We start from the raw sequence: 22,890 nt of genomic DNA, 5'->3' as shown, positions 1-22,890 counted from the left end.
TGACAAGCGAATAGAATTAAAGGCTTCAATATAAGCAGAAACAAACTGTTAACACCGTGTAAATCAAAAGTTTCTTTAATTGATTGTGGAAATATGCCAAAATTCCTGTTACAAAATGTGTCGCAGGCAAGATTTAATGCTTAGCGTCAAAATTATAAATATGCAGGATGTAATATGAATCAAACACAACCCTTTCTAGCCCGAGTCGCGAATGGAAGCCTGGTGGTACAAATACTGTTTGGTATTGTCGCCGGTGTTCTCCTCGCACTATTTTCACCCGCTTCAGCTGTTAAAGTTGGCTTTTTAGGCGGCTTGTTCGTCAGCGCCCTTAAAGCTGTTGCTCCGATTTTGGTCTTCATTCTTGTCGCCTCTTCTATTGCTAACCAAAAGAAAGGCGCTCATACCAACATGAAGCCGATCATTGTGCTGTACCTATTCGGTACCTTGATGGCATCGCTAACCGCCGTAACCATGAGTTTCCTTTTCCCTACCACTCTAACTCTGGTTACCGGTGCAACCGGTGCGACACCGCCTGAAGGCATTACTGAGGTTCTTAATACCTTACTATTCAAGATTGTCGATAACCCAGTAAACGCCCTAATGTCTGGTAACTTCATTGGTATTCTGGCGTGGGCAATCGCGTTGGGCTTTGCCCTTCACCAAGCCAGTGATGCAACCAAGCAGGTTTTCCATGATGTTTCTAACGGCATCACGCTAATTGTTCGCTTTGTTATCCGCCTAGCACCAATTGGCATCTTTGGCCTTGTTGCCAATACATTTGCTGAAACAGGTTTTGAGGCTCTGTTTGGTTATGGCCACCTACTCGCAGTGCTGCTAGGCTCTATGGCCGTTATCGCCTTTGTGGTTAACCCAATCATCGTTTTTGTGAAAACCAAAGAAAACCCATACCCGCTGGTCCTTCGCTGTATTCGTGAAAGTGGTATTACAGCGTTCTTCACCCGTAGTTCTGCGGCAAACATCCCGGTCAACATGCAGCTATGCAAAGACCTGGATTTGCATGAAGATACTTACTCTGTATCGATCCCTCTGGGTGCTACCATCAACATGGCAGGTGCTGCAATTACCATCACGGTTCTGACTTTGGCTGCCGTGCACACTATGGGTATCGACGTTGATGTGGCAACCGCGGTGCTATTGAGTGTGGTTGCTGCAGTATCAGCTTGTGGTGCTTCTGGCGTGGCAGGTGGTTCGCTATTGCTGATCCCTCTTGCATGTAGCTTGTTTGGTATCCCTAACGATGTGGCAATGCAGGTTGTCGCTGTAGGTTTCATCATCGGTGTAATTCAGGATTCAGCTGAAACAGCCCTGAACAGCTCGACTGACGTCATCTTTACAGCCGCTGCGTGTAAAGCTGCTGAAGCCAAGCTTGAAAATGCTGATGTTAAAGCCGCATAAAATAAGGCTTAATCAGTACTGATTAAGTACTAAATAATAAAAATCCAGCATCGTTGATGCTGGATTTTTCATATAACTCAAGCTATTCGCTTAAAACTATTTTTCCATTTCGAAGCCAGGAACAAACACTTCAACGCGACGGTTCTGTGCACGGCCTTCTTCAGTATCATTGCTCGCAACAGGTTCTAGCTCACCGCGGCCTTGGGCTACAATACGTCTTTCATCAATACCGAAGTGATTGCCTACATAGCCAGCAACAACCGCTGCACGGTCTTCAGACAGCTTCTGGTTGTATTCAATAGAACCACGGCTGTCAGTATGACCGACCACATAAAGCTGGGTATCTGGGTACTTCACAAGCTGCTGGGCAACTGGCTGAAGCAGCTCGATATCACGCTGGGTCAAATTATCACTGTCAAACGCAAATGGAAGTACAGCGCCTACGGCCTCAACTTTTACAATTTCTGGTACTGGCTCTGGCATAGGTTCTGGCTCAGGCTCAATCACTGCTACCGGCGCGGGCGCACCCCAGTGGTAGACCAAACTTAGGCCATAGAAGTGAATATCACTTTCGCCCGGTGAGTCAGTATCACCCACCTGGTTATAATATTGGTACTCTGCACGGGCTGATAGATCATTATTGAAGAAATACTCAAGACCGACACCAGCCGTACCAGCCAGGCCACTCTTATCATCATTTTCAACACCATTGTCTGCATCGAAAACGAAGCCGCCAAGCTTACCGTAGATATCAAACGAGTCTGAGACTTCGTAGGTAAACTTACCTAACAGATCAATACCCTGAACTTCAAAACCATCATTCATGTAGTCGGCTTGACCGAGATAAGTGTACCCACCCTCGAGAGCAAACCAAGAGTTAAAGTTATAACCAAGGAAGACACCGCCACCCCAGTCATCTTTATCGGCATTCTCGCCTTTAATTACACCGTCCAGGTTGTCATACGTAGTACCACCGACACGTGCACCCACATACCATGGATTATCAGTGGCCGCTTGAACAGCTCCAGATATCAATAGTGCGAGAGGAAGTACCTTGAAGACTTTATTCATAACTAACTGTCCTTATTTATTATTTACCACTACCACATTAGGTGTAGAACAAAGAACAGCTTATGTACAAATTTAGATAACAAAATTCTTCAATAAAAAGAGCTAATAACGTGATATTTTGCTCAATTAGCTATAACGGCTAAGTGAAAATTTACGTTTATTTTCTTATTTATAGGCAATTTCTGTTTCAAAAGGGCTGTAGGCTACGTCATTGTGTTGATCGGACTTTTTACTGTTCTGATATGCACTTTTTTAACATTCCTCACCCTCATAGGGTTAGCATTGACAGTCGCCAGGCCTTTTTATACGTACATCACTAAAAAATATTAACAAAACCCTATTCTTTTTCGGTTTTCAATGTGATCCATGCAAAGTAAAATCAGGTAACTTAAACATTGTATTATAACGACGCGCATTTATATGAAAGAACAAGCTAACCCGCATGAACATCACCCCTCTTTGACAGTAGGAATAATTGGTGGTGGCGTAGCAGGCTCAACCATTGCGCTGCGTTTGGCAGAGTTAGGTATCAACGTCGAGATTTTTGAGGAAGGCACAAGCCTAGTCAACGGTCCGCCAATTTGTCACCTTCATGCTGGTGGTAACTTATACCGTGAAATTTCAGATGAGCAATGCATTGCCCTCCTTCAGCAATCTATTGATTCACTCAAAGTCTATCCGCACACCGTCAATGTTCGCCCGACGGTTATTGCGACTCCGAAGCATGATAAAGGTGAGCCAGATGCCCTTATCCATCGTTTGGAAAGGTTGCAGTCAGTTTACCAGCAGATAGTTGATGAAGACCTAACCAACCAGGTTATTGGCAACCCTGAGCATTACTTCAAACTCTACTATCAGCAAGATCTTGAAGCGCTCTCTATGCGAGACATACCTTCTTGCCCAGAGACGTTTGATGACTGGATGATCCCGGTTGCAAAAAACCTAGAGCTAGACCAATTCAAATACCCGTTGGTTCTTGTACAAGAATACGGCTGGAGCGTTTTTCGCCTTGCGGCTACCGCCAACCTTGCACTCGGTAAGCTAGATACCTGCCAAGTTCATACACAAAGCAAAGTTACTCACGTCACTCAATATGATAATTCCACTTGGCAAATTGAGTACCAAGAGTATGACGCAAGCTGCCAAGACTATATCACCCGTCATATCAATGTTGACTACCTTGTTAATGCCTGTGGTTTCCAAACTGGTGTCGTTGATGATATGGCAAAGCTGAAGCGTAGCCGCCTAGTGGAATTCAAAGCTGCGTACGTTACCCAGTGGCCAAATTGCCAGGGTTGCTGGCCAGAAGTGATCTTCCACGGTGAACGCGGTACACCAGACGGTATGGCACAGTTAACCCCATACCCTGATGGCTATTTCCAGTTACACGGTATGACGGAAGATATCACCCTGTTCAAACAGGGCCTTGTCCAAAGTACCTCCGAGAGCGCGCAGCCAAAGCTCGCGGATAGCTTCATGCGCAAAATTAAATCGGGCTGGGATCATCATGAAATCGATACGCGTACCACTCGCGCAATCAATCATATGTCCCGCTTTGTGCCAAACTACAAGTCAGCGAAAGTAGGTGGAAAACCCTTATTTGGTGCCCAGCAGGTACCTGGTGACGATATTACCCTCCGTGCAGCAGATGTATCCTTTGCTGGAAAGCGTTATGCCCGCACTGAAATTGTTAAAGCTTCTTCTGCTTTGTCAGCAGCAAATAGTATTCTTGAGCAATTCCATACTGAAGGTTTGTTTATGCAACCAATCAACGAGCTGAGCGTAGAGCACTCCTTCCCTGTGACACGGTCACTTTCTGCTGAAGATATTGAACGGTATGCTGTAGAGCTTGCTCACGAGCGTGACTACCCAGCCGCCCTAGCTAAGATATTATCTTTTGAGCTAAAGAACTAGTTCCGTCCTAAGTATCATTTGTATTCAGGGGAGAGTTTTCTCCCCCCTTATCTATATATCCGTTTTTGTCATAAAAACAGTCACTTTATCCTGTAAAGTCTCTCTGCTTCTAACCGACCTTGGTAAAAATCATGACAGCAGATAAAGTCATCGCACTCTATTCACTTTTCAAACAACACGATATACAAATATGGATTGACGGCGGATGGGGGATTGATGCGCTATTGAGGGCACAAACACGAGACCATTCAGATTTAGATATCGTTATCCAAACTAATGATGTGCATAACGCTACTCAATTATTGCAAGATCATGGCTACAGGAAACTCGAAGAGACGAATACACGCCATCATAACTTTGTCATGATATGTGATACCGACCATATCGATTTTCATGTCATCTGCTTCGATAAAGCTGGGAACGGTATTTATGGACCAAAAGAGGAAAACGCTTTCTATCCTCATTATGCTTTTGGACACTGTGGCCTGATCAAAAATTTAGCTGTTAATTGTATCTCTCCCCAGTATCAGCTTGAAAGCCACAGCGGTTATACATTAAGACCCTGTGACTATCTGGATATACAGCGGCTCTGCGAGAAATTCCAACTACCAACTCCAATCTGGCTACATCAAGTGGCGGAGTAGAATACCGCTAACCAGATTGTTTCTTGCCTAGGATCAGTCCAAGAAACGCGGTGGCGTTGATGGGCAGGGATATTAATGTGGTCACCTGCTTCCATGGAGACTTCACGCATCCCCTCCTCAAAAAGGAGCTTTGCACTGCCTTTTACCACCATCACCCACTCCCCTTCATCTTGATCGTACCACTCCCCTTCTGGGGTAATGTGACCACGGGAGATAATGCGCTCAATCCTCACCTTGTCTGTCTTTAGGATATCCTCAAAAAGCTCATCCGGTAATGATTCAGGAATCGCGCCAAGCAAATTGTTCATATAGACTCCAAAGAACAAGGCGAGCCTACGCTCGCCTCAGATTGCTGACGAACCCCACTTTTTAAGTGGGGTTCTTTTTAGAGAGCGGCCGTAGGCCGCGATCGCGATTTTTTTACCTACCAGCTCGGTTGGAGGCTCCTTTGCTCTTCTCGCCTGATATTGACTCGTATTAACCTAATTAGAGCGTTTATAAGGCCTATTTTCTGTAAGCAGCCCAGCACCAAGGCCATCTTCTTGATATTTTGAGCAGCAGCGGCCAACCAACATTGCATCTGCACCTTGTTCAACCCCCGGAACCGTGCATATCGGTGACCATGATGCTGTTTCGCATCTGCGAAGCTTCTTTCTACCGTTTCTCCCCTTCGCCGATAGGTCCTTTTACCATAAGGTGTCAGCCGTATTTTGTTTGCTCGTTCCACAGCCTCCGCGTAGATATGCCGGGTTATCACCTTCTTCATTGTTTTGCTTTGGGTGCAGTCATTTCTCATCGAGCAGAGCTCACACTCCTTGGGGGCCGAGTGGTATTCTCTGTAGCCTTCTCTTGACGTGGTTTTATAGATAAGTTCCTGGCCATTTGGGCACAGGTAAGTGTCTGTTTCTTTGTTATAGATAAAGTGCTTCTTCTTGATAGCATTCTGGGTGCGAGGCGGCCTACGGTAACCAAAGAGGCCAAGGATTTCTCTTCGTTCAAGGCTCTCAGCAACAGGAGCCGTGAAGTATCCAGCATCAAGGCCTACGGCTATAGGATTCAGGTTGAACTGGTTGAGCGTGTAGTCTAGCCGATTGATATAAGGCTGGGAGTCATTGACGTTACCTGCGGTCGCATAGGTATCGACGATAATCCCATGCATGCCATCGACGGTGCGGTGGTCAAGGTAAAAGAACCCTTGCGGCTTGTTATCCCGCGTCATAAAGCCGCTTTCAGAATCAGTCGTGCTCACTTTGGTATTTTTGAGCTTAGGCTCTGATTTTCGCTCAGCTAAAGGTTTTTTCCCTTCGGCTTCCCGCTCCTTGGCCACATCTTCGTTGAGCATCTCAAGGTAGGCACTGGTGCGGACAGCTTGCTGTTCATTGGTAAATTTCTTCTTGTTAGCATTGGCTTTGAGGTGGGTGCTGTCGGTGAATAATTCATTCCCGGCGACGAGCCCTTTATCCATGGCCTGGAGTACGATATTGGTAAAGATGCGTTCAAAAATATCCGTCCCGTTGAAGCGGCGGATGCGGTTTTGGCTGAGCGTCGAGGCATGGATAACTTTCTCTGTCAGTGACATGCGAAGGAACCACCGATAGGCCACATTGACCTCGATTTCTTTGACTAGCTGACGCTCGCTCTTGATGCCAAAGATGTAGCCCAGCAGGATGATTTTAAACAAGCGGACGGGGTCAACAGGAGGCCGGCCATTGTCTTGGCAATATAGGTGAGCGACTTCGTCTCTAATAAATTCGAAATCTATAACTTGGTCGATTTTACGTACGAGATGATGCTTCGGAACCAGCTGTTCCATTGTGACCATTTCGAGTTCGTACTGTTGGGGTGAGGGTTCTTTTAACATGTCGAGATATCCATATTTCGATATCTCTATTAGATCAAAGGCCTAGCTTAAAAGCCAGACCTTTGTCATCAGTCTGAGGCGAGCCTACGCTCGCCTTTTTCTTTCTCTTAATTAATTCATTTTCGGAATTTCTATTTCAATACGCTGGTTTAACTGGTCAAGCTCTTGCTCCAACGCAGCCAGTTGCGCTTGCTCACCTTCAACCACTTTTAGCCGTGCTTCATATTTGTCACAGTCGGCTTGTGAAACCCAATTCCAGCTAGTCCCTGACTTGAACTCATCACAAGCTTGTTTGAACTCAGCAGCAACTTGTTCTGCCTTCTTAACATCAGCTTTAGCTGTCCTTATCTGCTTTTGAAGCTCTAGCTGCTGTTGGTACAAGGCTTTTGAGTTATCCAATACGGCTTTTTGCTGTTCAGCGGTGCTGGTTAATTTAACGACTTGGGTATCGAGCTTTTTCTTGGTCACAACCAACGATTTTTTCTCAGTCGTCATCGCCTTCAATTTTTGATCAAACTCGGCTTTTTGATCTTCTATCGCTTGATGAGATGCTTTTAGCTCAGTACGAACTTGCTCAATATCAAGTGCGCTTTGGGTTTGGAATGCTTCAAACTCTTGCTCGACTGCTGTCTTTTGAGCAATCAATTGCTGGTTTTCCTGCTGAAGTTGCTCAAAGTCTTCTTGTGTTGGTCTAGGCGTGCGGTGCCAAACAGCGGTTGTCAACAAAGCGCCAGTCACCAAACCTGCAACTAAAGATATTTTCCAAGATGTCATATAACGATATCCATAAGAATTGGAAATATTTCCCCTCACTAGGCAGCAATACAGCGATTTACAACATAAAAGGAGTTGCAATCGGACAAGCAAAATCCAGCCGCCAACAATCAAATTATCAGTGTAGAGAAACCGAATGTCAGATTTATATCAAATTTTCCGAAAATTCTATATAGCCATATTTGTTTCTTGATTTAGAGCCATTAAATTTTCAAAACAATGGGTTGTCACTGCAAGTTGAGCTTTAGATCACCCGCTTTTATCCAGCCGACTTTTCTTAGCATCTCCGAAAACAGTAACGTAAGCACAGCAGGAAGAACAAAGTGAAGCAAGGCAATCACGCTGTACATCGTCATGCTATCCCAACCAGCAGCTTCTAAAGCAATAAAGGTTTGGATTTGACCTACGAAGCCAGATGTCCCCATACCCGCCCCTAATGGGGTATTTTCCACCACAAAAACAGTCGTTGCCACTGGGCCAAGAACCGCAGAAGTCAAAATGGTCGGGATCCAAATTTTATAGTTTTTGATGATATTTGGCATTTGCAGCATAGATGTTCCTAGCCCTTGTGCCATTACCCCAGCCCAGCGGTTTTCGCGGAAGCTCATTACTGCAAAGCCAACCATTTGAGCACAGCACCCTACTGTGGCCGCACCGGCAGCCAACCCGTTAAGGCTCAGCATAATGGCTATCGCCGCACTACTAATAGGAAGTGTTAACGCCATTCCCATTAAAACGGCAACGATGACGCCCATAAGGAAAGGCTGCAACAGTGTTGCCGACATGATCAAGTCACCAAGAGAGGTCATAAACTGGCTGATATAAGGGCCAATCAATGTCCCGACTAATACACCGCTAATCATCGTAACAGCAGGTGTCACAAGAATATCGACCTTGGTTTCATTGGCGACCAGCTTGCCCAACTCTGTGGCAATCAATGCCGATACGAACGCGCCTACAGGCCCTCCCAGCATAGCGCCAGCTGCACCGACCGTCGTTACCGAGAACATCACCAGAGGCGGTGCCTTCAAGGCGAAGGCAACAGCGACAGCAATGGCTGGGCCTGTCATTTGCTTGGCTAATGGCCACAACGTATCAGTAAACAGTGGGATACCCAATTTGATCCCTACCGTGTTTAAAATCGAACCAATCAGAAGTGATGAGAACAGTCCGAGTGCCATAAAACTCATAGCGTGGATAAAGTAAGTTCTTGGGGAAAGCGTGACACCTTTGCGGTGGAAAAACGCCTGGCATTGAGCCGAAAAGGTAGCGGACTGGGTACTGGACATATTTTAACGTAACTAAACTTCTAACGCACAAGCGGTTAATTTTATCCCTCGCATACAAAGATGCAACTAAATATACCCAAGCTACTTCAAGATGCTGGTTCCGCGAGAATTTATAAGCTTATAGACAAGGCATTGTTTTGAAGATCTAGTGGCTCTAAATCAAGAAACAAGGACGCGGTATAAATCTTCCAATTTCAACGCTCTATTTCTCATTCGGTGCACCTTTTTTTCACTAAGAAAGCTTAAAAATGCCTTACCGATCCTATTGCTGGGGATCACTTAACAATGTCATTTTTATCACTGCCCCCATGGCCTTTATCGTTTTTACACATTTTTTTGTCACGAGGCTAAAGTTGATGACCCAAAGTATGTTTCCGTTTTGCTTTCAGTACAGTTCTCTCGCAGCCTGTATCATTCTGGCAGCTAGCCCGTTTAACCCTGCATCCGCTGCAAGCCCCATCAAACAAGAACTGATGCATGCTCAAAGCAAGACAATGGAGGCTCTCGAGCATGATGAAGCCTTCAAAACGCAGCTGAATGGCTTTCTTGCCAGTGAAAAACTCGATGGTATCAGGGCTATCTGGACAGGGAGCTCACTTGTCACTCGGCAAGGAAACACCATTTATGCTCCAACATGGTTTACTGACGGTCTTCCTCAAAATATCTGGCTGGAAGGCGAGCTTTGGGTTGGCAGACAGCAGTTTCAATTAGTCAGCAGTATAGTCCGTGATCATGTCCCCATCGATAAAGAGTGGAATAAAGTAAAGTTCATGATATTTGATTCCCCTTCTCTGAATACACCGTTCAAACACAGGCTGAAAACACTAGAGGCACTGCTCCCTTCTCTCAATGTGCCTTTCGTCCAGTTACTGGCTCAATACGAGATTGACCACCTTGACGACTTAGAAAAACTACTCGAATCCATTGAAAGCCGAGGCGGTGAAGGGGTTATGCTGCACCAACAAGACAACCTCTATCAACCCGGTAGAAGTCCACAACTGATCAAGGTTAAATCATTTACAGACAGTGAAGCTGTTGTTGTTGGGTATGAACCAGGCAAAGGCAAATACCAAGGGCAGATGGGGGCAATTTGGGTAATAACATCTGATAACAAGAAGTTCAAAATTGGCTCAGGCTTTAGTGACAACGACAGAAAGCGCCCCCCAGCCCTGGGGTCGATTATCCAATACCGTTTCAGCGGCTTCACAGACAGTGGGCTACCCCGCTTTGCTCGATATCTCAGGGTACGCAATAGCCCAGACGCATAAACAAGGTTAAGAGGCACATATAAAAAAGTACTACTCCCCCGCTACTGAGAGTAGTACGTAAAAAAGATGTGATTGTGTACCATCTGCTGCAACCCTAAGCTATGTTAAGGAGTGTCAGATTGCAATTAAACCAATGCATGATGTTTGCCAACTTTTCAGTTGTTATAAATCAGTGGGTTACTATAAGCCAAGTCTTCTTCGTGCCCCATAACAGTGATTAGCTGCACTACTCAGTGGCAGTGGCAGTGGCAGTGGCAGTGGCAAAAGCCGTAGAAAATCGACATGCCAGTAACGAAAAATACAGTCGATCCTGTCCCTTCATGAAAAAATCATCTTTTATCAAAATATAAAATCAATATTTGGCTAAACTTCAAATCATTTAGTTTACTAAGCATTTTTCACGTATTAACCCCAACCAAGATTACAGCACTAAACTTATAAGATGATTTTATTCAATTACTTAGAATATAAAACACAGAATTACTGTAGCCAACATAACATTACCCATCAAAGTATTAATTTACCCTTATTATTCAGATAAATTCGATTGTTATTTCGCATTAGAATTAGTCATTTTACTCAACCTCTTTTTCTCGCCATAGTCCCGATCAGCGACAATCCATTGGGCATATCCATTGCCAATACCATCGCCTAAATACCCTATAACCACCGCTTCTCTACCTGAGTGAGTGGTCATTATTTATTGCTTACTTTTTTGGAGATTAAAGTAGTGAACAAGCACGCTACGACATCAGCAAAGAGCCCTGTTTGGGTTCCTATTTTGGGGCTATCTATTTTTGCAGTTGCCTCGGGGTATTTTATGAGCGTGCTGCCTCTTACCTTGGCTAGCCATCAAATTCCTGAAACCGCGGCAGGATGGCTTGCAAGCATTTATTACTTTGGCCTCTTGGCGGGTGCGATGTTTATCGAGCCAGTCATAAAAAAAACCGGCCACCGTATGGCCTTTATTGGCTTCGTAGCCTTATTGGCTGTATCTGTTGGCTTTATGGGGTTTACCTCAACACTAAGCCTCTGGATGGCAAGCCGTTTTGTCGCAGGTTTCGCGGTTGCGGGGATTTTTGTCGTGATTGAGTCTTGGTTATTGATCGGAGACAGCAAAGAAGAACGAGCTAAGAACCTTGGCCTGTATATGACCTCCCTTTATGGCGGCACGACAGTCGGCCAATTTGGCATTAGTGTAATAGGTACTAGCGGTGCATTGCCATTTATTGTAACGGTTGCTTTGTTAGCGATTGCAATTGTTCCTGCGCTAACGGCAAAGCAATCAAACCCTGTTCATGAAGAGCATGTGAGCCTGAGCGTGAAACAAATCTTAGCCCTCAGCAAACCAGCACTCATCGGCTGTTTAGTCTCAGGCGTTGTAATGGGCTCAATATATGGCTTGCTCCCTCTGGCTTTAAAAGCGACCACCAGCAACCTAGAGCAAGTGGGTAGCCTTATGGCCGCGACAGTGCTGGGTGGAATGAGCATTCAGCCAGTTCTGAGCAAGCTCTCGTGCCGAATGCCAAAATCGCTGCTATTGGCATTGATGAGTCTTCTCGGGGTATTTGCGATGGGCTTATTGCATATAGATAACAGCTACGGGGTACAAATCGTGGCATTGGCACTATTGGGGATGTCTGCCTTTGCGCTATACCCTATTGCCATTACTTTGGCATGTGATGGGCTAGCGTCAGCTTCGATTGTATCGGCAACACAGATTATGTTGTTTAGCTACAGTGTCGGGTCGGCATTTGGCCCTGTAGCAGCAAACCACATCATGCAAACAGAAACAGGGTTAGCTGGCTTTTTCTTTGCCGTGTTAACCGCAACGGCTATTTACATGTTGCTGGCGAGTTTGAAAACCAAGCCAACTGCGATTGCTCAATAAAGCTCAGAGAGAAATGGATGATAAGAATTTTGTAGGGCTACAAAAAAGAGCGGGCGCGACTTTCGTCGCGCCCTTTGGTCTTACTTGCAGCAATCCGGCTACTAAGGTGCTCCCTGCATCATTCCATGATCATGCTGTTTCCGTCAGCGTATCCTTTTATATCCGTCCTGGACATGTCCTATTGGTCTCGCCTTGACCCGTCGATTCTTCCTGTATCGACTCTCTTCTCCATCCTGGAGGTGTCCCTAACTTCTTCCTGAAGTGGTCCGTCTGCGTCGTCATGACTGGCAAGCATCCTACCTACCGTATCGCTTCCGTTCGATTTTCCCTTCACAGTCCTTGTCCGATAAATCTTCCTGATCTACCGACCTCATCCTGAGGTTGCCAACTTCCCTGGCCGCTTTCCTGTTCCGTTCCGTCAGTTCCTTCCGACGCAGTAAAGATTACGCGAACTGAAAATCTTCACAACCAATAAAGATCACATTTCTCGTACCTATTTCGTTGCTATACAACAAGTTACTTATAAGTATTTGTTTTTAAACAGATCAATTTTAACCGCACATTTCATCTGACATGCATAAACATAAAAATCCCACCGTTTTGTAAGAGATCTCTCACAAGGCGATGGGATGATTGCGCATTAGTACAGCTAAACTACCTGGTCTTCTACACTTTTTGACCGCGCTAGATCTTGAAGCTTCTCTAGCAAAGTGTCCTTCTTAAACGGCTTGGCCACATAATCATTCATACCGACTTCATAACATTTCGAAATATCAGCATCGAGTACACTCGCCGTGAGTGCAATGATATGCAAACTTTGAGCAGCAGTTTGTTGTTCCCATGACCGTATAGCTTCTGTCGCGGTAAAGCCATCCATCACCGGCATCATACAATCCATAAGAACGGCATAGTATTGGTTACCCGCTTTCACTTTATCAACGGCTTCCTGGCCATTATTGGCGATATCGAACTGGTAACCGGCTTTTTTCAAAAACAGCCCTGCTACTTTCTGGTTAACGGCATTATCTTCAACAATCAGTACTTTTGGTTGTTCTGTATTAAGCTCCTGAGTTTGCTCTGAAGACTCAACAGTTGCTGTTGTAGCGTGAGTAGCTGTTTTGGTTAAAGCAGCCTCAATAGAAGCACTGGTGCTATTTGGCGGTATATCACTTTGTTGGTGAGAAACGGGTGATTTTTTCGCTTCCAGCGCTTTATTAAGAGTTTTAACCAACCGCTTACCAAAAAACGGCAGAGTAACAATTCCGCTGATCATATTACCAAAGTCATGCTGTTCGTTTCGATGATCAACACACAGCACAACATTCAAGCTTGGCATCAGTGAGTTTATTAACCCAAGGTCGTATTGGGTCTGTTTTATATTTTGCTGGCAATAGAAAATAACATCGAAGTCATTTTCTGATTGAGTTGAAAGGTCGGCAATGTTCACCGTTGTTGCCTGCAGACCAAGGTCTTTGCACTCAGCCTTTATACGGTGTATCGCCTGTATATTGGCACCAAGGATCATTGCTTTGCGGTTATTTAGCGTAGCTAGAGAGTCATCATGCGCTTTGCACACTTCAACATCCAAGCTGAAGAAAAACCGGCTGCCTACCCCTTTTTCAGACTCCAAGGCCAATTCCCCTCCCATCAGCTCCACCAATTGGCGACAAATTGCCAAGCCTAAGCCCGTACCACCAAACTGCCGGGTAATTGAGCTGTCTTCTTGGATAAACGGTGCAAACACCTGTGCTTGTTTATCTTTCTCGATACCAATGCCGGTATCTATCATTGAAAACATAACCTTGGCGCGGCCATTGTGATGTTCTGTGCAGTGGATCTCAAGGGTGACCCCGCCTTCCTGCGTAAACTTGACCGCATTGGATGCCAGGTTCATTAGTACTTGCCTCAAACGGTGTTCGTCCAAGATAACCATGGCAGGTAAATCAGGATCAATTTTGACATCAAGATTGAGCTGGCTAGCCGTCGCCTTTGCCAATACCACCGTCATTGTATCGTAGGCAACCTCAGCAACCCGACTTTCACTCGCCGCGAGCACTAAGTTACCAGATTCAATTTTCGATAAGTCAAGGATGTCATTGATCAGCAACAGCAAGGTTTGAGAAGAGGTTTCAATCGTCTGAACATATTCAAACTGTGAGGGCGCCAGATCCGTATCAGATAGAATACCTGACATGCCAATAATCCCATTGAGTGGTGTGCGGATTTCATGAGACATATTGGCCAAGAATGAACTTTTTGCGAGGTTGGCTTTTTCTGCCTCGTCTTTAGCAATAATCAACTTATTGTGGTTATCTATACGCTCTTCTATCATGCCGTTGAGTTGGTGGCTGAAAACCGTAAATTCATCCTTGCCATCGACCTTTATCTTGGCCTCAGAACCATTATTGCTGCTGGTTTCAAGTAAAGACATGGCCTTGAGTATCCGGTTCAAATATGAGCCTATCCGCCTGATAAGGTTCACCCCCAGCCAAATAATCATGGTCACAGAAGCCAAGATAACAGTGACATATAACCAGATCAGTGTTTTTGAGTGGCTGATACTGCCCTGAATGTCTTGGGCTAATTCCCGGCTGATTTCGGTAACAACGAACTGAATTAACGTGTAGCGCTCATCCAGCGCAGAAAACGAATCCATTTGCGGGAAGCCAGTAAATGAGTCGGAAAAAATACTTTCGCGTAGCTGGTAGCTTTTGGCAAAGACAGGGTTGGCAAAGGTTTTCCGCAACAGCTCAATCTGTGCCGAGGTCGCATTAACCGATAAGTACCGTTCAATGATCAGCTGCTGCCTTTCTATAATGGTATCTAGCTGCTCCTTGTAGTCAGATACTTGTTCAGGCTGGCTCGCAATGATCCGGATATACCAGTTTTCTTGCTGTGCCCATAATTGCAGCCACTGCAATTGATACAAAATAGATAATTTTTGTTCAATGTTGGCATCAGCAACATGCAGCGGTGCTTTCTCTAATGAGATCAAGTTCTGGATTAAAAGATCAAATCCCCAATCAGACCAATCATTCACATCCATCGGCTCAACAAATTCATATTCAGTGAGCAAATCATTCATTTCAGCACTGGACGATATTTGTTCTGTGAAGTCAATATTAGAAAATGCCTGGGGTATTAAAGCAGAATAATGTGATGCTTGTTCAGAAGCAAAAACCTGCGTTTCATTATTTTCATTGCTAGACAACTTATCTAGCTTTAACTCATGTACTGCATTTGAAAATTGAGAATTCGCTTTCAGCAAATCCATCCTGGCTGTTAATGTATTTAACGAGGAGACCTTGTCGAATAAGCTAGATATCTCTATTGCAGCAAAGACACCAGAAAATGTAAGTGGCAGAACAACAAGAGAAATTAGCCTAAATTTTATCGAAAACCGATTAAGCAGTCCCATAACCTCACCTTGATCAAAAAATCCTATTTTGACTATTTGTACTAACGTCAATGTCTACTAACATTTATAGCAGGAATGGACGCTAATGATGGAACTAAATCAATGATCAAAGGATTGACTTTAAAAAGTTTATTACCTTTCACATTATTATTGACAAGTATGTCGATAATGATTTTTCCGGCACACGCCAAAACTACTGATGTCGAGTTTGCCGTTTTTTCTTTAAATAGTGATATTCCAGCTTTAACGAAAAGCAAAGCCAGAATGTTATACAAGGGAAAAACGAAGAAGCTAAATGGTAGCATCAAGATTGTATTAGTTGATTTACCTGAGAAGTCGATTCACAGGGAAGAATTCTACAACATGCTATTAGGTAAGTCGGTATCCCAAATGAATGGTTATTGGGCTAGCCTATCATTCTCTGGTAAAGGTACACCGCCAGAAGAATTAAGCAGTGACGATATTAAAGAGATCCTTGAGTGGCTCAACGCCAACCCCAATGGCATCGCCTATGCACCCGTTACTGCAGTACCAGAAAATGCCAATATCCTTATTACAGTCTTACAAGGAGAGTAAGATATGACTCATAAATCATTACTTGCATTCACTCTGCTTGTAACGCCATTAACCAGTGTGGCAGCCATACAAGTTACCGATAATTTTTCTATCAGCGGCTTTGGTTCCACCTCTATTGCCAAAACCGATAACAGCACCCCGTTGTTCGTCAACCGCGAAATTACAGACGATACCTGCTACGACTGTGACACCACGTTTGGCCTGCAGGCGGACTTGTCCATTGTGGACAACTTAAATGCCTCGGTGCAGGTCGTTAAGCGTCCACAAGATGATTGGTCAGATCCTGAATTGGAATGGGCTTACCTCAACTACGAGTTCAACCAGTTTTCTTTCCGTGGCGGCAAGCTTCGTATACCGCTATTCCTTGTTTCTGAATACTTCTTTGTCGGACAGGCATACACTTGGGCTCGCCCACCGCAGGATGTCTATGACAGTATTCTTGGTTTTACCTCTTTCGAAGGCTTAAGTGCGTCATGGCAGTGGGATGCTAACGATGAAATTGTGGTAAATATCACCCCGTATTACGGCTTTGGTAATGACAATAAAGTCGAGTTCAGTGGGGATCAATTTAATTTCAAGTCAGACTACATGGCTGGTTTATCGACTGAGGTGAGTGGGTTTAACTACCGTATTCACCTAGGATATATGCGCTCTGAATATCAAATTGAGCGACCCGGCACTCAAAAAGAAACCACCAATATTTATACCTTGGGCGGTGAATATTCCTATGAGCAATGGCACTTTATGTCCGAAGTGCAGACCGATGATATCCAGACTAACTGGTATGTAAGTGCAGGCTATAACATTAACGACTTCACCCCCTATTTGGTATATGGCGAGAGTCACCACCGCCGTAAAACCAATAGCGTGACAGCTGGTGTGCGTTATGATCTTACTCCGAAGATTTCACTCAATGCCGAATGGCAAGGGATCTATATGGACCGTGACGACTATAACGCAGGCAATGACGGGCAGTTTGTTACAGCACCAATCAGGTTCAATGAAGACAAAGACGTCAACCTATACACCTTGATGGTTAACTTTTTCTTCTAGAACTGAATCGTAAGCCCAATAAAACGGAAGCGTCTCCGGTTCTTAGCCTGAGACGCTTCTTCTGTCTTTACACCCTAAGAGAAATACCCCTGGGGTCAATCGTGGTGTATTTTCATATGAAGTATCGGGAAAGGTTTGCCCATACCGTCAAGCGGTGACCGAGATTCTACCTTGAAGCCCATGTGCTGGTAGAAACCGACAGCTTGTGGGTTTTGCTCATTCACATCGACAAATCGAGCGCCCAGCTCATCTATCGCATGCTGAAGCAAGAGCTTACCTACCCCTTTTCCTCTGGCATCGTCATGAACAAATAGCATTTCAACTTTTGCATCATGGATACCAACAAAACCTAAAATCACACCCTGTGTGTCTTTGACGCACTTGAGCGTGACGGCAGGAAATGCCTGCTCAATGATAATAGGCTTGAAGAACTCAATGTCCTCTTCAGTAATGAAGTCATGAGTCGCTCGGACTGAATTCTCCCAGACACTCATTAGCTCTGAGTAATCTTTGGAGTTAACACTTTCTACAATCATCTTGTTCTCTTTTGCCCAGACTGACGGGGCTATTGTAACAGCCTATTTACCTAGCATGGATTACTTCACTAGCATGGCCGCACCAAATACGCCAGCGCTGTCGCCCAATGCCGGTTTTGCCAGTACGGTATTAAGTTCAGGGTTAAATAGGTGAGGGAGAATCGCATCCCTACCCTCGGCATACAGTGAGTCAATGTTACCCACACCGCCACCTACGACAATGACATCTGGGTCAATCACATTAATGATAGAGGCAACGGCCAATCCAAAATACGAATGCATTCTATCTATGGTCTGCTTCGCTAGTTTATCCCCTTGCGCTACCAATGACACAATCTCAGGTAAGCTCAAGTCGCAATCACTTTGTTCTCTGTAATAGCGCTCTAAGCCTTTGCCTGAAAGCACGGTTTCAACACATCCCTGCTTGCCGCAATAACAAGGTGCACCTCCGGCCTCTAGTACATTGTGCCCCCATTCTCCGGCAATACCGTGGCAACCACTTAGGACCTTGCCGTTAACCACAATACCGCTACCAACACCGGTTCCCATGATGATACCAAATACCACTTCCGCATCCGGTTTGATCTGCTTAGCCACACCCAGGGTCGCTTCTGCCAACGCAAAGCAGTTGGCATCGTTGGCTAACTTAACAGAGCATCTCAATAAGGCTTGAAGATCTTTATCCAGAGGCTGGCCGTTGAGATGGGTCGAGTTACAGTTCTTCATGGTGCCCGTCGCTGGGTCTAGCGTCCCGGGCGTGCCGAAACCAACTGAGCAGGGATATTCTCCGACCTTTTTTGCACATAAGTCGATCAGTTTTTTTATCTGATTAAGAACATGCTGGTAGCCCTTGTCGCCCTCCGTCGGTACGCGTTCACGCAATACACAGTGGTCATCTTCATATTGCATCACTGCACATTCAATCTTGGTGCCGCCAAGGTCAACACCCCAATAGTATTTGCTCATAGCTCTCCTGCTCTGCAAAGCGCGTAAAATCAGCCATACTTATACCAAAACATAATGGCACCGATGATGCGTTATCGTCATTAATTCAATATATTTTGGAGATTTGTGATGTTTCTAAAAGAGTCACGCACTGGTGATTTGGTTGACGTCATCGACATGTCTTCCTTGATCAACCCATTCTCCTCGCATGTAAAAGTGCAGTATCAGTCTGGCGAAGATCTTGCCGACCCCGTCACTATCGACAAACAAAATTTAGCCTTCCCTTCAGGTGAAGAGTTACCTGAATGCTGGATCAACGGTTACTATCGGCACAGCCAGCGTTAAACCCAATAGTTAATTCTAAACAGTTAGTACCCAGCAGTTCCACCAAACAAAAGCGCCCTCACTGACTGTGAGGGTGCTTTCTTATTACGTCAGCTTAGGTGAAATGGCTTCTACAAACCATTCATGCTTTGGCTAATTTGGTTGGTTAGGCGTGTCACCCCTTGAGAAAGGGCTTTAACCTGCGCATCATAACCATCTTGTTCCAAAGGCACCTGAATAAAAAACGGTTGCCTTGCCAAGGCTTCACCTTGTTCGCCAATCAAAAGCCATTGCCCACTCAATCTTGCCAAACCACTGTAATGCCCATTGAACTGGGTAAATTTCACCTGCAGCTTGGGCAAACCACTACTGCTAACCGCAGGAGTCAGCTCATCAAACCAATACCTTGACTGCTTCTGGCGTAAATCTTGAGTAATCATCCGGGTCAACTGGCGCGATAGGCTCTCGGCCCACAAGTTCTGCTGAGCCTGTACAACTTCAGTTTCACTGGTTTGATAAACCAGCCCTGTGCCGGCCAAATGCTCTGCAACTTCTACGGGGCGGACAATCACCACAGGCTGATGCTTGTTGGCAAAGGCCATCGTTAAGTCACCGCTTTGAGCGGGCAACAAGTACGTTTTTGTCACTGGATCTGTTGAACTACACCCTGCCACAGCAAGCAGAATCAACGCCATCAAGCTTCCCTTTAACATTATTGACGTCCTCCTACTGGAATTGGGTCAGCGGCTTTCTCGCCACTGAAGATCAACGAGTTTGGTTTTTCATTTATTTGACGTAATACCGGCTGCAACTCGGCCATTACCTGCTCAAACTGCACCAGCGCCTGCTCAAGACTTTGGTATGGAGCGCCATCTGGGCTATAGCCGTTAAGAGTATCTTGGATTTGCTGCAAGCTTTCACGGATCTCACCCGGAATCGCTTTAGTGTCTTTCTGGGCAAGCAAGCTATTCAACTCCTTGGCCACTTTCTCAGCCGCTAGTAAGGTTTTCTGGGAGGTTTCCAGCGTCTTATTGAGCGTTAACAGTGTATCCTCAACCGGCAAATTGTTGATCTTCTTGAGTACTGCAGATATTTCTTTCTGAATTTGGGCAAACCCACCCGCTTTGGTTGGGAACACATCATATTCACCATAGGTTTGATGCTTATATCTATTCTCTTCTTCAAAGACACCCACATCCACCAACAATGCACCTGTCAGCAAGTTAGCCGTTTTCAACGACCCACGCAGACCGTATTTGAATTCTTCTTCAAGGCTTGCTTTGAGCAAATCCAAATTATCATACCTGACATGGGCTATTACCCTGTCCAGTTCGATGCGCACTAATACAGGGATTTCTCTATTGGAGAAGTTTTTCTCACTGGCCATGATATCGAGTGGCACTTTACGTACGGTACCAATTTGAATACCGCGATACTCAACTGGCGCGCCCGGCTTCAATCCACGAACGGACTCATCAAACAACATGACGTACTCAAGATAGTCCTCGAAAAAACGCTCTCGTACTTGCTTAATATTGTTATACAAGCGGAACTTGGCTTTATCTTTAGTAATAAGCTCGCCAGGTTCCCTCCCTTTGGGTACGCGGAAACTTACGCCACCAGTGATCAGCGATTCGATCGAGCCGATTTTCAAATTAAAGCCTTCCGCAGACATCTGAAGATCAACGCCAGATGTTAGCCAAAACCGGGTACTCTTACGGATCAGGCTATTGTAAGGCTCGAAAATAAACAGCTGGTAGTGGGCTTTCTTGCTCTCGGTATCAAAGGTTACGTTCTCTACCCGTCCAACGGTGAACCCCTCGTAAAGTACTGGGTCACCAACACCCAATTTCCCCGCTTCGTTATGTGACAAAATTAAACGAAGCCCTTTCGCGTCAGGCGGAGCAACAGGCGGGATATCCAGTACCTCAAACGAGCGTTGCTCTTTGTCACTCTTCCCAGGTTGCAATTGGATATAGGCCCCTGATAGCAATGTATCTAGCCCAGACACCCCAGATTTCCCGATGCGCGGTTTCACTACCCAAAACAAGGTGTCATCTTTAAGCATGCGTGCGGCATCTTTGTCCATTTGGGCAGTCACTTCGATGGCACTGTAATCCTCATTCAACGTCACACTCGTCACAACGCCGACTTTCACATTCAGCGCTTTGATCTCGGTCTTACCCACCTCAATGCCTTCGGCGGTGTCGATTTTCAATGTAATTTCTGGGCCTTGGCTGGTAATAAACTGAAACAGCATCCAGATACCAATCCCTACAGCAATGACGGGCACCAACCAAATCGATGATATTTGTTTAATGGCTTCTTTCTTAGCCTTTGGAGGTGAGGCTTCATTCATAACTGTTTTTCTCTTTATTGTTGTTCACATAGCCTGCAGGTGAGACAAGCGCCGGATCCTTGGGCCAAAATACACGTGGATCAAAAGTCATTGCCGATAGCATGGTTAGCAGCACAACACAGGCAAAGGATAGTGCAGCAGGGCCGGGGTAAATCGCCATCAGGTTCTGGAGTTGTACCAAGGCCACAAGAATCGCCACTACAAATATGTCGATCATCGACCATCGGCCGATAAATTCTGTAATTCGATATACCTTCAGCTTCTGCACGGCTTTCTTTTCATCAGCAGTTCCCCCCTTACCTGCCACAATATACAGCCAGGACAGTGCAATGATTTTTGCCAGGGGAATAACAACGCTGGCGATAAAGATAACCGCGGCAATAGGATAGGACTTCAATTGCCACAACAGCACTACCCCACCAAGTATGGTTGAACCTTCAGCCTTACCCAAGCTGACGGTATACATCATGGGGTACAAATTGGCAGGAATGAAAAAGACAGCGGATGCAATCAATAACGCCCATGAGCGTTGCAGCATTTGTTGTGGCTCATAGGGGTGTAACTTGCCATGGCAACGCAGACATCGAGCATGCTTCTCATCTGTTACCGGGTTTAACTGCGAGCAAACATGACAGCTGATGTGGTTGTGACTGTTGTGGCAATCTCCCGCTTTCACGCCTTCTTGAGGTTTAAGGGGAAGAAACTGCAGCCATAGCCAAGTTCGGTCAGCCATAGAGACGCATTTCACCACCAGCATGGTATAAAGGCAGAACGCCCAGAATGACATCCCTAACCCAATGTCTGCCAACGAGGCAATTTTGATCAGGCTAACCAGAACACCGATCAAGAACACATCCACCATCAACCACGGCTCTATGCGGATCATCAAACGGCACAGTCGCTTTTCCCATATCGCAATAGGCTTTTTCCCTGCCAGTTTGATTAATTGACCCGCGCGGAAATAAAGATAGAGCAAAGAGAGCAAATACATCGCTGGCAAAACGATAACAGTGAGCAAAAGGAGTACTGCCAGTAAGCTATTTTGAAAAACGCTGAGCATTTCTGCGGAATGCATCAAGGTAATTTCCTGGCTTATACCCTTCACGCTGAAAGACATAAACGGGAAGCTAACGCTGGCAACAAGCATCACAAGGCTCGCCAAACCATAAGACAGCGGCCTTTGAAAGGGTTGGGCTATACGTTTAACTAATGTGTGATGGCACCTTGGACAAACCGACTTCTCATCGTCTTCAAGCTCTGGCAACGCAACCACCAATCCACACTCTTCACACCCGACTAGCGCCTGTCGTTGTTGTGGTTCACCCATTTGTACCTCAATCCACCCTACCTACTGGCAAGGTCATCCTGTTTGTGAGCGGTATAATACTTTATTTTTTTAACTTATACCCAAGTTACCTCAAGGTGAAGGATTCAGAGGGTTGTCAGCGCATTCAATGCAAGGCGAAGATTTGCAGGAATGTCACTCCCTTTCAATAAGCTTCAACGAAGGAGTGAATGAGCTGACACCCTCCCAAAGGGCGAGTTTTCTAA

General features: G+C 45.4%; 19 protein-coding genes. 8 read left to right on the top strand and 11 right to left on the bottom strand.

Translation table 11 applies throughout. From position 1 onward, the window contains the following. Positions 1-174: 174 nt before the first annotated feature. The gene (gene sstT, locus ACXAGQ_RS16400; RefSeq protein ID WP_475255264.1) at positions 175-1,416 is read left to right on the top strand and encodes a serine/threonine transporter SstT; all 1,242 of its coding nucleotides are present in this window, start codon (positions 175-177) and stop codon (positions 1,414-1,416) included. Positions 1,417-1,512: 96 nt separating this feature from the next. On the opposite strand, the gene ACXAGQ_RS16395 is transcribed toward sstT, so the two are convergent. Then, positions 1,513-2,487, bottom strand: coding sequence for an outer membrane beta-barrel protein (locus tag ACXAGQ_RS16395; RefSeq protein ID WP_475255262.1), 975 nt, complete (start codon positions 2,485-2,487; stop codon positions 1,513-1,515). Positions 2,488-2,907: 420 nt separating this feature from the next. On the opposite strand from ACXAGQ_RS16395, the gene ACXAGQ_RS16390 reads away from it, so the two are divergent. Together ACXAGQ_RS16390 and ACXAGQ_RS16385 are read left to right on the top strand one after the other, a co-directional pair. Further along, a complete protein-coding gene (locus tag ACXAGQ_RS16390) occupies positions 2,908-4,401 on the top strand; it encodes an FAD-dependent oxidoreductase (protein WP_475255260.1) in 1,494 nt (497 codons plus the stop codon). A gap of 131 nt (positions 4,402-4,532) precedes the next feature. Next, on the top strand, positions 4,533-5,045 hold the full coding sequence (locus tag ACXAGQ_RS16385) for a nucleotidyltransferase domain-containing protein (RefSeq protein WP_475255259.1): 513 nt from the start codon (positions 4,533-4,535) through the stop codon (positions 5,043-5,045). On the opposite strand, the gene ACXAGQ_RS16380 is transcribed toward ACXAGQ_RS16385, so the two are convergent. The 4 genes from ACXAGQ_RS16380 to ACXAGQ_RS16365 all read right to left on the bottom strand — a co-directional run bounded on the left by ACXAGQ_RS16380 (position 5,030) and on the right by ACXAGQ_RS16365 (position 8,969). Continuing rightward, positions 5,030-5,353 carry a cupin domain-containing protein gene (locus ACXAGQ_RS16380; RefSeq protein ID WP_475255258.1) on the bottom strand — a complete coding sequence of 108 codons (324 nt, stop codon included), beginning with the start codon at positions 5,351-5,353 and terminating at the stop codon, positions 5,030-5,032. The genes ACXAGQ_RS16385 and ACXAGQ_RS16380 overlap by 16 nt on opposite strands. Before the next feature lie 116 nt (positions 5,354-5,469). Continuing rightward, on the bottom strand, positions 5,470-6,906 hold the full coding sequence (locus ACXAGQ_RS16375) for an IS1182 family transposase (RefSeq protein ID WP_475251115.1): 1,437 nt from the start codon (positions 6,904-6,906) through the stop codon (positions 5,470-5,472). A 111-nt stretch (positions 6,907-7,017) separates the two neighbouring features. Next, the gene (locus tag ACXAGQ_RS16370) at positions 7,018-7,680 is read right to left on the bottom strand and encodes a zinc ribbon domain-containing protein (protein ID WP_475255257.1); all 663 of its coding nucleotides are present in this window, start codon (positions 7,678-7,680) and stop codon (positions 7,018-7,020) included. A 227-nt stretch (positions 7,681-7,907) separates the two neighbouring features. Continuing rightward, the gene (locus ACXAGQ_RS16365) at positions 7,908-8,969 is read right to left on the bottom strand and encodes a PTS sugar transporter subunit IIC (RefSeq protein ID WP_475255256.1); all 1,062 of its coding nucleotides are present in this window, start codon (positions 8,967-8,969) and stop codon (positions 7,908-7,910) included. Between the two features lie 356 nt (positions 8,970-9,325). Between ACXAGQ_RS16365 and ACXAGQ_RS16360 the strand changes: the two genes are divergently transcribed. Further along, entirely contained in the window at positions 9,326-10,237 is a 912-nt protein-coding gene (locus tag ACXAGQ_RS16360; RefSeq protein WP_475255254.1) for a DNA ligase, read from the top strand. A gap of 730 nt (positions 10,238-10,967) precedes the next feature. Then, the gene (locus tag ACXAGQ_RS16355; protein ID WP_475255253.1) at positions 10,968-12,128 is read left to right on the top strand and encodes an MFS transporter; all 1,161 of its coding nucleotides are present in this window, start codon (positions 10,968-10,970) and stop codon (positions 12,126-12,128) included. Positions 12,129-12,777: 649 nt separating this feature from the next. On the opposite strand, the gene ACXAGQ_RS16350 is transcribed toward ACXAGQ_RS16355, so the two are convergent. Next, positions 12,778-15,213, bottom strand: coding sequence for a hybrid sensor histidine kinase/response regulator (locus ACXAGQ_RS16350; protein ID WP_475255252.1), 2,436 nt, complete (start codon positions 15,211-15,213; stop codon positions 12,778-12,780). Positions 15,214-15,648: 435 nt separating this feature from the next. Between ACXAGQ_RS16350 and ACXAGQ_RS16345 the strand changes: the two genes are divergently transcribed. Together ACXAGQ_RS16345 and ACXAGQ_RS16340 are read left to right on the top strand one after the other, a co-directional pair. Continuing rightward, a complete protein-coding gene (locus tag ACXAGQ_RS16345; RefSeq protein WP_475255250.1) occupies positions 15,649-16,122 on the top strand; it encodes a hypothetical protein in 474 nt (157 codons plus the stop codon). A 3-nt stretch (positions 16,123-16,125) separates the two neighbouring features. Further along, positions 16,126-17,175, top strand: coding sequence for a porin (locus ACXAGQ_RS16340; protein ID WP_475255249.1), 1,050 nt, complete (start codon positions 16,126-16,128; stop codon positions 17,173-17,175). 95 nt (positions 17,176-17,270) lie between these two features. On the opposite strand, the gene ACXAGQ_RS16335 is transcribed toward ACXAGQ_RS16340, so the two are convergent. Then, entirely contained in the window at positions 17,271-17,711 is a 441-nt protein-coding gene (locus ACXAGQ_RS16335) for a GNAT family N-acetyltransferase (RefSeq protein ID WP_475255248.1), read from the bottom strand. A gap of 60 nt (positions 17,712-17,771) precedes the next feature. After that, positions 17,772-18,677, bottom strand: a complete 906-nt coding sequence (locus ACXAGQ_RS16330) for an ROK family protein (RefSeq protein WP_475255246.1) — start codon at positions 18,675-18,677, stop codon at positions 17,772-17,774. Between the two features lie 108 nt (positions 18,678-18,785). Between ACXAGQ_RS16330 and ACXAGQ_RS16325 the strand changes: the two genes are divergently transcribed. Then, positions 18,786-19,001 (top strand): acetyltransferase, encoded by a 216-nt coding sequence (locus ACXAGQ_RS16325; RefSeq protein ID WP_317522957.1) that lies wholly within the window; start codon positions 18,786-18,788, stop codon positions 18,999-19,001. Between the two features lie 110 nt (positions 19,002-19,111). On the opposite strand, the gene ACXAGQ_RS16320 is transcribed toward ACXAGQ_RS16325, so the two are convergent. The 3 genes from ACXAGQ_RS16320 to ACXAGQ_RS16310 are packed head-to-tail and all read right to left on the bottom strand — an operon-like array spanning position 19,112 to position 22,666. Further along, on the bottom strand, positions 19,112-19,675 hold the full coding sequence (locus ACXAGQ_RS16320; protein WP_475255244.1) for a PqiC family protein: 564 nt from the start codon (positions 19,673-19,675) through the stop codon (positions 19,112-19,114). A gap of 17 nt (positions 19,676-19,692) precedes the next feature. Beyond that, on the bottom strand, positions 19,693-21,339 hold the full coding sequence (pqiB, locus tag ACXAGQ_RS16315) for an intermembrane transport protein PqiB (RefSeq protein ID WP_475255243.1): 1,647 nt from the start codon (positions 21,337-21,339) through the stop codon (positions 19,693-19,695). Beyond that, the gene (locus ACXAGQ_RS16310) at positions 21,332-22,666 is read right to left on the bottom strand and encodes a PqiA/YebS family transporter subunit (protein WP_475255242.1); all 1,335 of its coding nucleotides are present in this window, start codon (positions 22,664-22,666) and stop codon (positions 21,332-21,334) included. Before ACXAGQ_RS16310 ends, pqiB begins: the two co-directional genes overlap by 8 nt. Positions 22,667-22,890: the final 224 nt, after the last annotated feature.

It is taken from the genome of Photobacterium sp. ABD4_091 (assembly GCF_056160145.1).
The sequence above is the reverse complement of the archived record's forward strand: the minus strand, read 5'-3'. Positions and strand labels throughout refer to the sequence as shown.

Excerpts from the sequence above, each read along its gene's own strand:
- sstT (WP_475255264.1), top strand. The coding sequence starts at position 175 with ATGAATCAAACACAACCCTTTCTAGCCCGAGTCGCGAATGGAAGCCTG.
- ACXAGQ_RS16395 (WP_475255262.1), bottom strand. The coding sequence starts at position 2,487 with ATGAATAAAGTCTTCAAGGTACTTCCTCTCGCACTATTGATATCTGGA.
- ACXAGQ_RS16390 (WP_475255260.1), top strand. The coding sequence starts at position 2,908 with ATGAAAGAACAAGCTAACCCGCATGAACATCACCCCTCTTTGACAGTA.
- ACXAGQ_RS16385 (WP_475255259.1), top strand. The coding sequence starts at position 4,533 with ATGACAGCAGATAAAGTCATCGCACTCTATTCACTTTTCAAACAACAC.
- ACXAGQ_RS16380 (WP_475255258.1), bottom strand. The coding sequence starts at position 5,353 with ATGAACAATTTGCTTGGCGCGATTCCTGAATCATTACCGGATGAGCTT.
- ACXAGQ_RS16375 (WP_475251115.1), bottom strand. The coding sequence starts at position 6,906 with ATGTTAAAAGAACCCTCACCCCAACAGTACGAACTCGAAATGGTCACA.
- ACXAGQ_RS16370 (WP_475255257.1), bottom strand. The coding sequence starts at position 7,680 with ATGACATCTTGGAAAATATCTTTAGTTGCAGGTTTGGTGACTGGCGCT.
- ACXAGQ_RS16365 (WP_475255256.1), bottom strand. The coding sequence starts at position 8,969 with ATGTCCAGTACCCAGTCCGCTACCTTTTCGGCTCAATGCCAGGCGTTT.
- ACXAGQ_RS16360 (WP_475255254.1), top strand. The coding sequence starts at position 9,326 with ATGACCCAAAGTATGTTTCCGTTTTGCTTTCAGTACAGTTCTCTCGCA.
- ACXAGQ_RS16350 (WP_475255252.1), bottom strand. The coding sequence starts at position 15,213 with ATGAATGATTTGCTCACTGAATATGAATTTGTTGAGCCGATGGATGTG.
- ACXAGQ_RS16345 (WP_475255250.1), top strand. The coding sequence starts at position 15,649 with ATGATCAAAGGATTGACTTTAAAAAGTTTATTACCTTTCACATTATTA.
- ACXAGQ_RS16340 (WP_475255249.1), top strand. The coding sequence starts at position 16,126 with ATGACTCATAAATCATTACTTGCATTCACTCTGCTTGTAACGCCATTA.
- ACXAGQ_RS16335 (WP_475255248.1), bottom strand. The coding sequence starts at position 17,711 with ATGATTGTAGAAAGTGTTAACTCCAAAGATTACTCAGAGCTAATGAGT.
- ACXAGQ_RS16330 (WP_475255246.1), bottom strand. The coding sequence starts at position 18,677 with ATGAGCAAATACTATTGGGGTGTTGACCTTGGCGGCACCAAGATTGAA.
- ACXAGQ_RS16325 (WP_317522957.1), top strand. The coding sequence starts at position 18,786 with ATGTTTCTAAAAGAGTCACGCACTGGTGATTTGGTTGACGTCATCGAC.
- ACXAGQ_RS16320 (WP_475255244.1), bottom strand. The coding sequence starts at position 19,675 with ATGGCGTTGATTCTGCTTGCTGTGGCAGGGTGTAGTTCAACAGATCCA.
- pqiB (WP_475255243.1), bottom strand. The coding sequence starts at position 21,339 with ATGAATGAAGCCTCACCTCCAAAGGCTAAGAAAGAAGCCATTAAACAA.
- ACXAGQ_RS16310 (WP_475255242.1), bottom strand. The coding sequence starts at position 22,666 with ATGGGTGAACCACAACAACGACAGGCGCTAGTCGGGTGTGAAGAGTGT.